The sequence below is a fragment of the Acinetobacter sp. 231_lipA genome (assembly GCF_058243005.1).
In genome coordinates this window covers 2,396,151-2,411,682 of record NZ_JBZAYU010000001.1, presented here as the reverse complement: position 1 = coordinate 2,411,682, position 15,532 = coordinate 2,396,151, and the positions used below count along the sequence as shown (strand labels likewise).

The window sequence follows — 15,532 nt, the reverse complement described above, 5'->3', positions numbered from 1 at the left end:
CACCAACCCCTTCACTTCAAAATACCCATCTTGAAGTGAAAAGTGATTTTGAGGTTTTAAAATTTAAGCGCTTATGACTTGATGCGGATCAATAAATTCAACAGCCAATTGGCAAATTTTCCGTAAGGCGGCGCGAGAAACTTCAAGCTCGAAAAACCCGCCTGATAAAACACAGGACGCATTTTGGAAAAAGTCAAAAAGCCTTCATAACCATGATAGTGCCCCATCCCGCTGGCACCGACCCCACCAAATGGCAAGTCATGCTGCCCGACATGAAATAAGGCATCATTGACCGAAACCCCGCCCGACATAACTCTGCTGATATAAAATTCGACTAAGCTTTTATTATTGCTAAATGGATAAAAGGCTAAGGGACGATCACGCTGCACAATATAGCCCACCACCTCTTCAGGCTTCTGGTAGGTTTTGACCATCAAGATCGGGCCAAAGGTTTCGCGCGTATCGATTTCCATCGCATCATTGCTGTTCAACACCAAAGTTAGTGGGAATTTTCGTGTCCCCGCATCAGGCTCTTGCTGATTTAAATTAATCAAACTTGCCCCTTTGGCTTCAGCATCTGCCAAGCTATGTACTAAGCGCTGAAAGGCACGCTCATCAATCACAGAAGTATAATCTTTGCTATGAATATCAGGCACATGTTCTTGCACCCATACTGCCGCGGCCTGAATAAATGCTTGTAACTTCGACTCATGTACAAATAAATAATCGACATTGGTACAAATTTGCCCCGCATTAAACTGTTTCACAAACATAATGCGTTCTACAGCTTTCTCAATAGGGTATTCAGGATCAATCACCGCAGGAGATTTACCACCCAACTCCAAAGTCACTGGCGTCAAGTTCTGTGCTGCAGCAGCCATGACTTTACGCCCTGTCGCACCAGAGCCAGTAAACATCAAGTGATCAAACGGTAGTTTTGAAAACGCGATGCCCACTTCACCAGTCTCATCGAAAATCTGTAATTTTTCCGCTTTAAAGTATTTGGGACTTAACTCAATCAGTAATTCAGCCAAATGTCTTGAATTTTCAGACATTTTAACCATAGCCGTATTTCCCGCAGCAAACACGGCTGACAACTGTGAAAACATCAAATTAATGGGGAAATTCCACGGCACAATAATTCCAATCACCCCCAGCGGCTGCGGAATCACACGGTTTTTTGCACCAAAATACAGGCTATAATCGACATGTCTTTTTTGCACTTTAGTCCATTGCTTCAAATGTTTGATGCTGCCATTAATGTCATCCGTAACAGTAATAATTTCTGCCAATAAGGTTTCATGACGTGAACGATTGCCATAATCACGATTCAGGGCATCAATAATTGCTTCACGGTGATTGTTAATCAATGCTTTTAAATTCAGTAAATGTTGCTTACGTTGCGCAATCGTTTCAATGCCTTGTTGATGAAAGCTTTTGCGCTGTAATTGAAAACAATCGTGTAATGTCTGTTCTATCACTGTTTGCTCGATATGAGACTGAACCGTAAGTTGCATATGCTTTTCCTTTCACGGCTAAAAATGGTGATTCAATACTTCTTTTCTATGTTGGTTGAGACAATCTCTTATCCTACTTTAACAAATGACTTGAATTATGCTTGACTTTTTAGGACACTAAATTGATCTTTTAGGACAACATGGAATGTTGTAATGGGAAGTTATATTCGTGCAGCCAGCCTCGGCGGTTTTGAAGACTTAGTCCGTAGTTATGGCATAAACCCTATAGAAATCTTGAAAGGGATCGGGATTTTACCTGCTTTACTCCGTGATCCAGATTCATTTATTCATTATGATCATTATTTAAATTTATTGGAAAAAGCGGCATTAGCTTGTCAGGATGATTGCTTCGGTTTAAAACTCGGTGCACTCCAAAATATTAGCACAATCGGTTTGATTGGCGTCTATATGTCCCGACAAACGACCATACTTGAAGCCTTAAGCGTGGCGCAAAAATATGTCTATTTACATGCTGAAGGCATTGTCTTCCACGTCTCGCAACATAATGCTCTGCTCTGTAAGCTGAACTTTGTGCGTTTAAGTGAATACAACACCGATGTACCACAAAAATCACAACTGGCCATTTGCCTTGTCGCGAATATTTTAAAAGATTTGATTGGCCCACAGTGGCATGCAGAAAAAATTTGCTTTAAGCAAAAAGCACCACAAAAAGGAGCTCAAACTTTCCAAGCACATTTTTCATGTCAGGTAGAGTTTGAAACCGATGAAGATGCACTTTATTTTCCTGCAAGCTTTTTAAGTTATAAACCCTATAATTTTAATGAAGATGCCATCAATCAACTGATCGTACAGCAGCTTGAAACACAAAGCAGCACCAAAACTGAAGACAATACCGCACTGATAGAGAGTTCAGTCCGCATGCTAATGGCGACAGGAGACTGCAGCATTGAAAATATCGCGCTGTGTATGGGCATGCATCCGAAAAAGCTTCAGCGCGCTTTAAAAATGCAAGGAACAACCTATCGAGATATACTCGAAAATGTCCGAAAAAAAGAAGCACTTCGTATGCTTGATGCAGGCAATGTGAATTTGACAGATATTGCTCTACAGTTGGGCTATGCAGAGTTATCTATTTTTAGTCGCAACTTTAAAAGTTGGTTTGGCGTTCCTCCAACCGAGTTAAGAGACAAAAGTCGAAGGCATATTGTATGACTTCTGGTTTTGCTACTTCATTAAATAAAAAGTACCCAACGGATTCAAGCATATAGTTTAAATCCGTTGAATGTCACTCTAATCAATACAGACTCAATTGATTATTTCGGGAAAACAAAGGATGCGACCAAACGTGCCCCCCAACCTTTCGGGCTGCCATCAGTATCATCAACCCAATATCGAGCACCACCGCCCACACTAATCGCCTGACCATTTAGGCGAATCACTTTGGTCACAGTCAGGTTTACAGGAACTGTGGCTTCTTCTGCATTCCAGTCATATGTCGTTTCAGTATTCAATGCCACCGTCGTACTATTTGGATAAGTGTAACTAATAAAAGGTTGTACAAAGGTACTACTGATCGCCTCAGCATCATCTTCATGCTCTACTCCCCAAATATGGTTTGCCAATGCACCAAATGTCCAACCGTGACTTTGCTTCAAAACGACAAAAGTCGGGCCAGCACCGTATTGATCCGCGCCCAAGGCCTTTTCAGAAGCGGTAGGAAATAGAAAGGCAGGACCTACACCCCATGTAACCCCACTGTCCGATGTTTTTGAGGGAGAAAAGAATAAGCTTTGTACAATGTCACCCACGCCCCAATCATCATCACGCCCACCTTCATTATAAATTTGATAATTTACGGGTAATACAGTACGAGAGATCAAATTCCAATTTTCATTTAACTCAATCGGGATAACAGGCTGAATATTGAGTTAATAACGTTCTATATTTTTAGCCATACCAATGTTTTCATCATAATTTAATTGAAATGGCACACTGACCAAGTTCGCGACAGGATTTGATAACTGTTGGGCCAAATCTGCACCATCGTCGGCATAAGCCTGAGAAGCTCCTAATCCTCCCAAAATGCTAAGAAGAAGCAAGCCTTTTATTGCTCTAGGATTGAAAGAAAAATTATTCATGTACTTATCGCATCCTTCTAATCATTTATGGTTCACAGTAGAGCGATAGCGAACTAAAACTCTAAATTTTTTAATAAATTATGCTTTTAACGGTATAACAAAACTACAGCTTAATTTAAGTCAAGATTGAGTGCTGATTACACCGCTTAATAACCACCTGTATTCATTCATCTATATTTAAAACTAAAGATTTTTGTTCTTAACATTTGTTTCAGCTTTTATATATTTTTTATAACACAACGCAATATAACCGCAACAATTATCATTGTCGCTGTAGACAATATTAATCATGTAAAAAAACAATAACTTGATCTTCTAAATAAAAATAATCGATAAATGATCTACGAAATATAATTTTGTATTATAAATACAGTAAAGAAAAAAGTGATACGAATCACAAAAAGGATTTATTTTTACGCTTAATTGAGTAAATTTTAACCAAAAAATAAATTTTATATTTCAAATTATATATTTATATTTTTCATTAACTTAAGTTGAAAAAAAGTGTTTTTTTAGTGTAAAAACTCTATTGCGATCACTTTTTGAACTGATTAGTTATATCTAGAGTATTTACTCTTATTTTAATTGTGCTATTTTTGTGACACGGAGTAACAAATGATTTCGGTTAACCGACTTCTCCAAAAGCCAAAAAACATAAACACAAAATGAGCAACAAACATTTGCATTTGCACCTCAAGGAAAGACGTAGAATGAAATTAAAGACATTAACGACAGCAATGATTTTAGCAACTGTACCAATGACCGGGGCATTTGCCGCTGCTCTAGATCGTTCAGGTCAGTCAATCTCTGCATTCTTGCAACCTGGTAACTATTTTGAAGCAGGTATTTCTGTATTAGATCCAGATGTATCTGGGAAGGCTATTTCAACTGCTGGTGGCGGCAATCTTTCTGACATGGGAAATGATTACTACTTCCCCTCAGCTGCTCTTAAATTACAAGTAACAGACCACTTCTCATTTGGTTTGATCTATGACCAACCATTTGGTGCTGATGCTGCATACTCAACAAGTGACCCACTTGTTGGTCTCAATACAGGTTTGTTCCACTTAAACGGTGAAGCAACTGAAGTAGAAGTTGACACTCAAAGTTTGTCTATGATTTTTGGTTTCCAGCCAAATGAAAATTTCAACATTTATGCTGGTCCTGTTTATCAAACAATTAAAGGTAATGTTCAATTACGTGGTGCGGCATATGGTTCAGCTAACGGCCTTGGCTTATATAATGCTGATTTAGATGAAGATGGTGCAGTTGGCTGGTTAGCTGGCTTTGCTTATCAAATTCCTGAAATTGCTTTAAAAACATCTATCACTTATCGCTCTGAAATTGACCACAAAGCATCTGCTCGCGAATATGGTCAAAGTAACGTATTAGCATTTGTTGGCAGTAGCCCTGTTTACGATGTAGCAACAGATGCAAATATTACAACTCCCCAATCTGTTAACCTTGATTTCCAAACAGGGATCATGGCAAATACAGTTGCCTTTGCAAATGTACGTTGGGTGAATTGGAAAGACTTTTCTCTTGACCTAAAACAATTCGGAACTGTTGCAGATACTCTAGGTGCGCTAGGCCAGACTCCAGACAACCCAAATGGCTTTGATATTGTTGCTTATACTGATGACCAATGGTCAGCAAACGTAGGTGTAGGCCGTAAATTTAATGATCTATGGGCAGGTAATGTCTCAGTAGGTTGGGATTCTGGTGCAGGTAATCCTATATCAACTCTTGGCCCAACTGAAGGTTACTGGAATGTTGGCTTAGGACTTCAATATAGTCCAACACCTGCAACCTTTATCGCTGGTGGTGTTAAATACTTCTGGTTAGGCGATGCAAAAGCGCAAGCCGCATCTAACTTTGGATCAGATACTTATGTTGCAGAATTTAATGACAATGATGCTTTAGCTTATGGCTTAAAAATCGGTTACAAGTTCTAATTACTAATACTGAAAAAACCATCTGCAAAGATGGTTTTTTCATTTTCAACAATGACACCTACGCTCTTTTTTATACACTTGTGATTCATTTGAGCAATAAACAAACACTTAAACATTTTGCATAATATTCAATCAGCCACTCAGCATCTAAAAATAAATCCATATAAATCATAAAATTAATATTTTTTTTAGTGTTTTTACTCTACACAAGTACAATTTTTAACTTTTCAGTTCATTTTACAACCGTAGTTGAGCATTTACTCTTTTTGTATTTATGTTACTTTTCGTGCCAATCACTTACATAAAGCTACAACAAGGAATGTTCCCTATGAAGCTTACAGCTCTTCGCTCGGCTATTTTGCTCAGCTTAATCCCAACAACTTCAGTATTTGCTGCAGGTCTTGATCGATCTGGGCAATCAATGTCTGCTTTTTTTCAATCGGGCAACTATGCTGAAGCTGGTTTTACAGTAATTGATCCAACTGTAGAAGGTACCTCTACAGTTGTTAAAGATGAAAAAATCAGTGATATGGGAGGTGATTACTACTTCCCTTCTGCAGCGATTAAAATACAGCCAACCGATAATATTTCACTAGGATTATTATATGATCAGCCTTTCGGTGCTGATGCAACCTACTCATCAACAGCAGGTACATTTGGTAATGGTACGGAAGGAACTTCTGTTGAAGTTGATACTCATAATCTAACTGCGCTGATTGGTTATCAACCCAACCAAAACTGGAACTTTTATGCAGGTCCCGTATATCAAACAGTTGAAGGAAAAGTTTCATTACGTGGTGCCGCATACGGTGGTACTCGTCTATTAGGTGGCTACGACATAGATCTCAAAGAAGATGATGCTTTCGGTTGGATCGCAGGTGCCGCATACTCTATCCCTGAAATTGCACTTAGAGCGGCTGTCACTTATCGCTCTGAAATCAAACATGAACTTGATACTTCAGAAACATTTGCCCTAGGTGCTGTTGCTCGTCCTAACTCAAACACAGAAGTTGTTACACCTCAGTCTGTAAACATTGATTTGCAATCAGGTGTCGCTAAAGATACCTTAGCTTTTGCAAATATTCGCTGGGTACATTGGGATCAATTTGCAGTTAAGCCAACATATTTAGCTGCTGCAACACAAGCTGCAAGAGGTAAAGCACAAAATCTAATCGACTATTCAGATGATCAGTGGTCTATTACAACAGGTCTTTCTCATAAGTTTAATGATAAATGGGCTGGTTCAGCTTCTGTTGGTTATGACTCTGGAGCAGGTAACCCTGTTACGACACTTGGCCCTGTAGAAGGAAACTGGAGTATTGGATTAGGCGCTCAATATAGCCCTGCACAAAGCTATTTCATTGCTGCTGGCGTACGTTACCTATGGTTAGGTGATGCAGATGCACAAACAGGTGGGAATGTTGTTGGTAGCTTTGAAGATAACAGCGCCCTTGCATATGGTATGAAAATTGGCTATCGCTTTTAATTAATCTATGTTAACTAACATTGAATTCAATGAAAAATGGCGCTAATTGCGCCATTTTTTATTATTTTAAAATCAATATATTAAGCAGGAATATCACGAACTGAAGCATTACGAATTGCCTCTTTTAAAGCTTCATAACCATGAATTGCAGGGAATTGTGGGAATTCTTTAATCACGTTTTCTGGTGCATCAAACAAAAAACCTTTATCCGCTTCACCCAGCATAGTGGTGTCATTATAAGAATCACCTGCGGCAATCACACGGTAATTTAGTCCATGCAATGCTTTAACTGCTTCACGTTTTTGGTCAGGTTGGCGCAGCTTATAGGTTGTAATCATACCCTTTTCATCAGTCTCTAACTTATGACAAAAAATCGTTGGCCAGCCCAGCTGTTTCATTAATGGGTGCGCAAACTCATAGAAAGTGTCTGACAAAATAATCAGCTGAAAATGTGTACGTAACCATTCAACAAATTCTTTTGCGCCTGGAAATGGTCCCATTTCAGCAATCACTTCTTGAATATCGTTTAAACCTAGACCATGTTCTTTTAATATATTCAAACGCTGCGTCATGAGCACATCATAATCAGGAATATCACGTGTGGTCGCTTCAAGCGCTTTAATGCCTGTTTTTTTAGCAAAGTTAATCCAAATCTCTGGAACTAACACCCCTTCTAGATCAAGGCAAACAACTTCCATGAATACTCCCTTTTATTTACGTGGAAAAATTTTGAACTATCATAGCTTAATATTTGTCTAATGCATTGCTGTTTTTTAAATCTATTTTTTTCATAAGCATTTATTTTTTAGTGATAAGTGGCTTATTTCAACTCTATTAAAATACGCAGCAAATAACGTAATATAGGTCTTGTTAGATTCCAAGCCTATTGCCAGGATACTCATGACAACCATTCCAACTATTGATCTTGTTGATGCTCTCGCAGCTGAATATGCAGACAAATCGCCAAGTGAAATTTTAGCACTTGCACTGAATCAAACGGGTGAAATTGCCATCTCGTTTTCAGGTGCAGAAGATGTCGTACTTATTGATATGGCTGCTAACTTAGGTAAACCCTTTCGTGTCTTTAGCTTAGACACAGGACGTTTACATGCAGAAACCTATCAATTTATCGAGACTGTACGTAAACACTACAATATCAATATCGAAATTTGCTTCCCAGAAGCAGACGCCGTTCAACAACTGGTCAATGAAAAAGGTTTATTCAGCTTTTATCAAGATGACCATAAAGAATGTTGTGGTATCCGTAAAGTTCAGCCTTTACGTAAAAAATTGGCGACTTTAGATGGTTGGATTACTGGTCAACGTAAAGACCAAAGTCCGGGCACACGAACTGAGATTCCAGTTGTTCAGGCAGATATTGGGTTTTCAGGCGAAGGTAAACAGTTAATTAAATACAATCCCCTTGCCAACTGGTCCAGTGCCGATGTGTGGAGTTACATTCGCATGATGGAAGTGCCTTATAATCCATTGCATGAGCGCGGTTTTATCTCTATCGGCTGTGAACCATGTACACGTCCAGTGTTACCAAACCAACATGAACGTGAAGGACGTTGGTGGTGGGAGGAAGCGACACACAAAGAATGTGGCCTGCATGCAGGTAATTTGAAAAAGTAAAGACCAAAACCACTGCAAAGCAGTGGTTTTTCGCAACCAATGGATACACACAAAGCGCTCCCATTGTTAAAAAAATCGATATACTAGCTTTAAGTTCTATAATTCTAACAAGATTGCTCATATAGGAGCGGTCAGATATTGCAGTGAGGCAATCCAGACTATGCGTCCATTACATCCGATTGACTTTATTTTTTTATCACTTGAAAAACGCCAGCAACCCATGCATGTCGGTGGATTATTCTTATTCCAAATTCCTGAAAATGCACCTGCCAGCTTCATTCAAAATTTAGTTGCAGATATTCGTAACTCCAAATCCATTCCTATTCCTCCATTTAACAACAAACTCAACGGTTTATTTTGGGATGAAGATGAAGAGTTTGATCTTGATCACCATTTTCGTCATATCGCACTCCCACAACCGGGGCGTATTCTTGAACTGCTCACCTATATTTCACAAGAACACAGTAGTTTAATTGACCGTGCTAAACCGTTATGGACGTGTCATATCATTGAAGGGATTGAAGGGAATCGTTTTGCGATGTACTTCAAAATTCACCATGCGATGGTGGATGGTATCGCGGGTATGCGTTTGGTGGAAAAATCATTATCACAAGATCCAAACGCAAAGAGTATTGTGCCACCATGGTGTGTTGAAGGCCCTCGTGCGAAGCGTTTAAAAGAACCGAATGTTAGTCGCTTTAAGAAAATAATGAATGGCGTAATGGGCCAGCTTGAGTCAACACCACGTGTCATGTATGAGTTGTCACAAACAGTCATGAAAGATATGGGACGTAATCCTGATTATGTTTCAAGCTTCCAAGCACCCAGCTCTATTCTTAACCAGCGGGTTAGTTACTCCCGCCGTTTTGCAGCACAGTCTTTTGAGTTTGACCGTTTACGTCATATTTCTAAAAGTTTGGGTGTCACGATTAATGACATCGTACTGGCGATTTGTTCAGGTGCCTTGCGTGAATATTTATTGTCCCAAGACGCACTTCCTAAAAAGCCTTTAATAGCCATGGTGCCTGCATCAGTTCGCGATGACGATTCGTCTATGTCGAATCGTATCACCATGATTCTGGCAAATTTAGGCACGCATAAAGAAGATCCACTAGAGCGCCTCGCAATTGTTCGTCGTAGTGTGCAAAATGCCAAAGAAAAGTTCAAACGCATGAATTCAAACCAGATTCTAAACTATAGTGCGTTTGTTTATAGTGCGGCTGGTCTCAACATTGCCTCAGGCTTACTGCCTAAACGCCAAGCGTTTAATCTGGTGATTTCAAATGTCCCTGGCCCACGTGAGCCGTTGTATTGGAATGGGGCACGACTCGATGCACTATACCCTGCCTCAATCATTTTGGATGGCCAAGCACTCAACATCACCATGACCAGTTATTTAGATAAACTTGAAGTGGGTTTAACGGCTTGTCGAAATGCACTACCGAAGATGCAGAATTTACTTACACATTTAGAAGAAGAAATTCAACGCTTTGAAGCGATTGTAGGGGTCGAAGGCCCAAAGTTGCAAGCGGTCAGTTGATGCCGCAAAACGAATCAGAAATACAAGAATAATCAATAAAACTAAGGGGCTTCGATAAGCCCCTTAGTTTTTAATGCTACGACATTGTTTTAATAATTGATGACACGCAGTACGAATCATGGCAGTTGTAATTTGTACTTCTTTACCCTGATCATCCAAAATATACGCATTATGCGTTACTTTCGTATCTAATAAATGTTTCAAACTAGGTTGAATAATTGCTTCTCTAACACCCATATCACACCTCATTTGCTAAACCTATTTGAGAGAATAAGCTTTGGCTATTTCCGTGTTTCTAGTATTAAAAATCTAAGATCGAAAGTAAAATTTCAGTTGTAACAACTATTTAACCATATATTGTTACAATTTCAGCTCAGAATGATATCGTATTGCTCTTGCGTATATAAATTTTCCACCTGAAATTTAATCACACGACCAATGAAATGCTCTAAATCAGCGACTGCTGGCGCTTCTGCGGTTAACAAGCGGTCAATCACCGATGGATGCGCAACGACAGTAAAGCCAGTCTGAGATTGATACGCACGTGTATATCTCATGATTTCTCGAAAGATTTCGTAACATACAGACTCAGCTGTTTTCACATAACCTCGTCCCTGACAGGTCGGGCAAGATTCACATAATAAGTGCTCTAATGATTCACGCGTACGTTTACGTGTCATTTCGACCAAACCAAGCTCAGAAACCTGCGTAATTTTGGTTTTCGCATGGTCTTGCTCAAGCATCCGTTCAAACTGAGTCATGACCTCAGTTCGATGCTCCTGCTCTTGCATGTCAATAAAGTCGATAATAATAATACCGCCTAAATTGCGTAGTCTCAGCTGGCGCGCAATGACCTGTGTCGCTTCCATATTGGTTTTAAACACAGTATCTTCTAAAGAGCGGCCACCCACATATGACCCTGTATTGACATCGATAGTCGTCATAGCTTCAGTCTGGTCTATCATCAAATAACCGCCAGACTTCAACGCAACACGCGTCTGTAGAGCTCTTTGAATGTCTTCTTCGACATTATACAAGTCAAAAATTGGGCGCTCACCCGGATAGTGAATGAGACGTTCTTTGATATTAGGGACAAATTCTTCTACGAACTCTTGGAGCTTGCCATGTATTTCACGCGAGTCGACTGAAATTTTAGCGGTCTTTTCACTCGCAAGATCGCGAATAATGCGTTGGGGTAAAGGCAGTTCTTCAAAAATTAACGATGGCACCGCAATACTGATTTGCTTGCGCTGAATAAATTCCCAAAGTTTTGCCAAATAAGCCATATCTTGTGCAATAGCAGCTTCCGCAATTCCATCAGCAGCTGTACGAACAATCACTGAACCCGGAAGTTTATGTTCCGCTTGAATACGCTCAATCATCGAACGTAAACGATCACGCTCAGCTTCAGACTCAATACGTTGAGACACACCGGTATGATTGCCATAAGGCATCATCACTAAATAGCGCGAAGGAATGGAAAGGTCGGTTGAAAGCCGAGCCCCTTTGGTTCCCAGCATATCTTTCATGACTTGAACGGTAAGAATTTGTCCCGGCTGTAAGAGCTCAAAAACATTGGGTGTGGGTTGATTACGTGACCAAACCATATCATTAATATGTAAAAAAGCAGTTCGTGACAGTCCAATATCGACAAACGCAGCCTGCATTCCCGGAAGAACACGCACCACTTTACCTTTATAAATATTGCCCACTAAACCACGTTTCACCGTACGCTCAATAAATAATTCATTGACCGTGCCGTTTTCAATTAACGCGACGCGACATTCCATAGGCGTGACGTTAATTAATAACTCGTCAGACATAACAAACTCAAAACATTATAAAAAATCTTTTGAGACAGTTAATTTAGTGCCTTAACTGCCTGTAATAACTGTACCGTTTCATGCAACGGTAGCCCTACAACATTGCTATAGCTTCCCTCTATGCGTGGAATATAACGTGCTGCAATGCCTTGTATAGCATAGGCTCCCGCCTTGCCAATGGGTTCAGATGTAGCCCAATATGCTTCCATATCATTCGGGCTCAAATGCTGAAATTCGACTTCAGTACGAACTACTATACTTGAAATTTGCGTATTTGTACGAACACAAACCGCAGTATATACATCATGCTTGCGCCCAGAAATTTTTCCCCACATTTCAAATGCATGCTGCTTAGATTCAGGTTTGCCTAAAATCTCTTGATCGACCCCTAAACTGGTATCCGCAGCTATCACAATTGCATCAGGATATTGAAGTTGTACAGCCTCTGCTTTGGCGCATGCCAATCGCTCCACATAATGAGCTACTGGCTCGCCTACTTGTACAGATTCATCAATATCTGGACTATAGATATCAAAGACAAGACCGAGCTGCTCAAGCAGCTCGCGGCGACGGGGCGAACTGGATGCTAAAATTAAACGCGCCATTTCTTCAAGATGAAATAGACCATCGGGAAAGTCAGCACACTACTCAACAGCGGTTGCCAATGACGTGCAAGGGAAAACTGTGCCCCAATCATAATTTGTGCGATCCACGTAATAAACAAATGCGCGACCACAGCCAAGGTGGCGATGACCCAAATATTGGCAAAGGTCATAATGCGACGTTCACGTGTTAAAAAACGGGACACAAAAGTAATCAGAACAAAACTGAGCGCGTTTAAACCCAAAGGTGCATCGAGCAGTAAATCGGTGAAAATCCCAACTGCAAAGGCAAACCAAATCCCGCTCCATGTCGGCTGGCATAGTACCCAAAACAGCATCACCATCATCATAAACAATGGACGCCAGCCAGAGAGCGCATAAGACAAAGGATAAACCATTAACACTGAAGCAATGATCACCGAAAAAATGATCGGAAATAAGGGGTCACGCTGTTTGGCAGCACGAAGTTTAGCGATCGGCATGCGGTTGCTCCATCGCTAAAGAATCGGAAAATAACACAACGACATGATGCCCACCCGCTAACTGTGCAGCAGGAACAACATCAATTTGAGCAAACTCGCCTGAATTATGACGACTGATTTTTGAAATGGTGCCCACCAGATAACCTGCTGGAAAATGCTCACCTAAACCAGAGCTATACACTTTTTCACCCACTTTGATTTCGGCACTGGTCGGCACGTATTCCATTTTCAAATGACCCAAATCTCCAGTCCCTGAAACAATGGCACGCATTCCAGATCGCTCCAAGCGAACCGAAAGAGAATGTTCTTTATCTGAAAGCAACATGACGCGACTACTATGCGGATAGACATTAATAATCTGTCCCATAATACCTTTGTCATCGAGCACGGTTTGCCCGACTTTTAACTGACTGTTGGCACCACGGTTTACCACAATAATATGGCGCAATGGATCGGCATCTGTCCCAATGACTTCTGCAATTTCCATACGACCATCAATGATCAACGGGGTATCTAACAGACCGCGTAAACGCGTATTTTCCGCAGATAATTCAGATAATTTTTGTAAACGCACCTGCGCCTGCAATAACTCGGCTTGCATCGCGGTATTTTCACGGCGCAATTGAGCTTCAGACTTGGTTTGTTGATTCAGCCACTCTCGCGATAACACGGGATAACTTGCTACGGCATAAATTGGATTATAAGCGGCGTACAAGACATCTCTTGCAGGTTGAATCACATGCGGCATGCGCCAGTTAAAAAACAGCACGACCAAGCATGTGATCACTGCAATGATAAATGAGCGAAAAGATGGCGGTTGTCTGGAAAACAGATTTGTTTGCACCCGCCGATTCCTTTATTAGCCTACAAATAACATGTCGTGATTTGGATTATCGAAGAATTCTAAAACTTTACCACCACCACGAGTGACGCAAGTTAGAGGATCTTCTGCAACCACCACAGGTAAGCCTGTTTCTTGCGCAAGAAGTTTATCGAGGTTACGCAGTAATGCACCACCACCGGTCAACACTATACCGCGCTCAGCGATGTCTGAAGACAGCTCAGGAGGCGTTTGCTCAAGTGCAGATTTCACAGCTGAAACAATACTTTGTAATGGATCAGAAATCGCTTGCGTGATTTCGTCCGAAGTCACAGTGATCGCACGTGGCACACCTTCAGCAAGGTTACGGCCGCGAACTTCAATTTCAAGTGCTTTGGCATCGGCTTCTGGTAAAGCCATACCCACTTCTTTCTTGATAATTTCAGCGGTAGTTTCACCAATCACGCAACCATGTGCTTTACGTACATAGTTAATGATTTGTTCATCAAATACATCACCACCAATACGTAGTGAGTCAGCATAGACACAACCTTGAAGCGAAATGATCGCAATTTCAGTTGTACCACCACCAACATCGACCACCATAGAGCCGCATGCTTGTTCAACTGGCATACCGGCACCAATTGCAGCAGCCATTGGTTCTTCAATCAAACGAACATCACGCGCGCCTGCATTAAATACAGCTTCACGAATAGCACGACGCTCAACCAAAGTTGATTTGCAAGGCACACACACCACAACACGAGGTGCAGGTGGGAACAGACGTTTTTCATGTACTTTACCAATAAATTGGTTCAGCATGGTTTCGGTCACTTCAAAATCGGCAATCACACCATCCTTCATTGGACGAATGGCAGAGATATTTGCAGGTGTACGGCCCAGCATTTGCTTTGCATCAAGACCTACCGCGGCAACGATTTTTTGTGAACCACTGTGACGAATTGCCACAACTGTCGGTTCATTTAATATAATGCCTCGTCCTGGTGCATAAATAAGTGTATTTGCTGTACCTAAATCAATGGCTAGATCGGGCGAAAACAAGCCAATTAGTCTTTTTAGAATCACGGAGACGTTCTCGATTAAACTTTATGTGGACGCAAGGTGGCAACTTTAACTAAATGTGATGATTTGAACAAGTCAATCGCTTATTATAACGCACGATATTTTGAAATTTTTTAATACTGACTCAGGTGATGTTATGTCTACATCGGATGCACAGCATTCTGCAGATTTAAATGCACAAACAGTTTCAGCAATCGCCAATCTTGCTCGATTGTCGCTAGATGATACGCAATCTGCTGAATATGCTCAAAGTCTAAATAAAATTTTAGGCATGATGGAAACCTTAAAAGGCATCGACACCGATGGTGTTGAGCCGCTTAAAAGCCCATTTGATCACCCACAACCCTTACGTGAAGATGTGGTTTCAGAAACCAATCATCGTGATGAATATCAAGCCATTGCACCGCAAGTGCAAGACGGTTTGTACCTAGTTCCTCGCGTGATTGAATAATTTCTATTCAGTTAAACCATTATTTTGTAAAAATTAACG

General features: G+C 40.7%; 16 protein-coding genes. 6 read left to right on the top strand and 10 right to left on the bottom strand.

Features of this window, described 5'->3' with window-relative positions; all coding sequences use genetic code 11:
• Nucleotides 1–71: 71 nt before the first annotated feature.
• The gene (locus tag AC4CUX_RS11840; RefSeq protein ID WP_263506950.1) at nucleotides 72–1,517 is read right to left on the bottom strand and encodes a coniferyl aldehyde dehydrogenase; all 1,446 of its coding nucleotides are present in this window, start codon (nucleotides 1,515–1,517) and stop codon (nucleotides 72–74) included.
• Between the two features lie 153 nt (nucleotides 1,518–1,670).
• Between AC4CUX_RS11840 and AC4CUX_RS11835 the strand changes: the two genes are divergently transcribed.
• A complete protein-coding gene (locus tag AC4CUX_RS11835) occupies nucleotides 1,671–2,690 on the top strand; it encodes an AraC family transcriptional regulator (RefSeq protein ID WP_279698753.1) in 1,020 nt (339 codons plus the stop codon).
• Between the two features lie 101 nt (nucleotides 2,691–2,791).
• On the opposite strand, the gene AC4CUX_RS11830 is transcribed toward AC4CUX_RS11835, so the two are convergent.
• Together AC4CUX_RS11830 and AC4CUX_RS11825 are read right to left on the bottom strand one after the other, a co-directional pair.
• The gene (locus AC4CUX_RS11830; RefSeq protein WP_308954810.1) at nucleotides 2,792–3,358 is read right to left on the bottom strand and encodes a hypothetical protein; all 567 of its coding nucleotides are present in this window, start codon (nucleotides 3,356–3,358) and stop codon (nucleotides 2,792–2,794) included.
• Nucleotides 3,359–3,406: 48 nt separating this feature from the next.
• Nucleotides 3,407–3,616: a hypothetical protein gene (locus AC4CUX_RS11825; RefSeq protein WP_308954809.1), complete on the bottom strand. Its 210-nt coding sequence runs from the start codon at nucleotides 3,614–3,616 to the stop codon at nucleotides 3,407–3,409.
• A 710-nt stretch (nucleotides 3,617–4,326) separates the two neighbouring features.
• On the opposite strand from AC4CUX_RS11825, the gene AC4CUX_RS11820 reads away from it, so the two are divergent.
• Nucleotides 4,327–5,571, top strand: coding sequence for an OmpP1/FadL family transporter (locus tag AC4CUX_RS11820; RefSeq protein ID WP_490792416.1), 1,245 nt, complete (start codon nucleotides 4,327–4,329; stop codon nucleotides 5,569–5,571).
• Between the two features lie 328 nt (nucleotides 5,572–5,899).
• A complete protein-coding gene (locus tag AC4CUX_RS11815; protein ID WP_125274525.1) occupies nucleotides 5,900–7,057 on the top strand; it encodes an OmpP1/FadL family transporter in 1,158 nt (385 codons plus the stop codon).
• Nucleotides 7,058–7,137: 80 nt separating this feature from the next.
• Here AC4CUX_RS11815 and thrH read toward each other — a convergent pair whose 3' ends face one another.
• Nucleotides 7,138–7,755 carry a bifunctional phosphoserine phosphatase/homoserine phosphotransferase ThrH gene (gene thrH / locus AC4CUX_RS11810; protein WP_062034400.1) on the bottom strand — a complete coding sequence of 206 codons (618 nt, stop codon included), beginning with the start codon at nucleotides 7,753–7,755 and terminating at the stop codon, nucleotides 7,138–7,140.
• A 202-nt stretch (nucleotides 7,756–7,957) separates the two neighbouring features.
• On the opposite strand from thrH, the gene AC4CUX_RS11805 reads away from it, so the two are divergent.
• Both AC4CUX_RS11805 and AC4CUX_RS11800 read left to right on the top strand, forming a co-directional pair.
• Complete coding sequence (locus tag AC4CUX_RS11805; protein WP_125281560.1) at nucleotides 7,958–8,692, top strand: phosphoadenylyl-sulfate reductase; 735 nt, start codon at nucleotides 7,958–7,960, stop codon at nucleotides 8,690–8,692.
• A gap of 160 nt (nucleotides 8,693–8,852) precedes the next feature.
• On the top strand, nucleotides 8,853–10,232 hold the full coding sequence (locus AC4CUX_RS11800) for a WS/DGAT/MGAT family O-acyltransferase (protein ID WP_490792415.1): 1,380 nt from the start codon (nucleotides 8,853–8,855) through the stop codon (nucleotides 10,230–10,232).
• A gap of 63 nt (nucleotides 10,233–10,295) precedes the next feature.
• Here the strand turns inward: AC4CUX_RS11800 and AC4CUX_RS11795 are convergent, their stop codons facing one another.
• The 6 genes from AC4CUX_RS11795 to AC4CUX_RS11770 form a co-directional block, all read right to left on the bottom strand.
• On the bottom strand, nucleotides 10,296–10,469 hold the full coding sequence (locus AC4CUX_RS11795) for a PA1571 family protein (protein WP_010326168.1): 174 nt from the start codon (nucleotides 10,467–10,469) through the stop codon (nucleotides 10,296–10,298).
• A 131-nt stretch (nucleotides 10,470–10,600) separates the two neighbouring features.
• A complete protein-coding gene (gene rng, locus AC4CUX_RS11790) occupies nucleotides 10,601–12,055 on the bottom strand; it encodes a ribonuclease G (RefSeq protein ID WP_004981336.1) in 1,455 nt (484 codons plus the stop codon).
• Nucleotides 12,056–12,093: 38 nt separating this feature from the next.
• The gene (locus AC4CUX_RS11785) at nucleotides 12,094–12,660 is read right to left on the bottom strand and encodes a Maf family nucleotide pyrophosphatase (RefSeq protein WP_010326167.1); all 567 of its coding nucleotides are present in this window, start codon (nucleotides 12,658–12,660) and stop codon (nucleotides 12,094–12,096) included.
• Nucleotides 12,648–13,139 (bottom strand): rod shape-determining protein MreD, encoded by a 492-nt coding sequence (mreD, locus tag AC4CUX_RS11780; RefSeq protein WP_004694666.1) that lies wholly within the window; start codon nucleotides 13,137–13,139, stop codon nucleotides 12,648–12,650. The genes AC4CUX_RS11785 and mreD overlap by 13 nt, the downstream gene beginning before the upstream one ends.
• Nucleotides 13,126–13,983, bottom strand: coding sequence for a rod shape-determining protein MreC (mreC, locus tag AC4CUX_RS11775; RefSeq protein WP_004694667.1), 858 nt, complete (start codon nucleotides 13,981–13,983; stop codon nucleotides 13,126–13,128). Before mreC ends, mreD begins: the two co-directional genes overlap by 14 nt.
• A 15-nt stretch (nucleotides 13,984–13,998) precedes the next feature.
• Nucleotides 13,999–15,045 (bottom strand): rod shape-determining protein, encoded by a 1,047-nt coding sequence (locus AC4CUX_RS11770; protein WP_004694670.1) that lies wholly within the window; start codon nucleotides 15,043–15,045, stop codon nucleotides 13,999–14,001.
• Between the two features lie 133 nt (nucleotides 15,046–15,178).
• On the opposite strand from AC4CUX_RS11770, the gene gatC reads away from it, so the two are divergent.
• On the top strand, nucleotides 15,179–15,493 hold the full coding sequence (gene gatC / locus AC4CUX_RS11765) for an Asp-tRNA(Asn)/Glu-tRNA(Gln) amidotransferase subunit GatC (RefSeq protein WP_004694671.1): 315 nt from the start codon (nucleotides 15,179–15,181) through the stop codon (nucleotides 15,491–15,493).
• Nucleotides 15,494–15,532 lie beyond the last annotated feature (39 nt).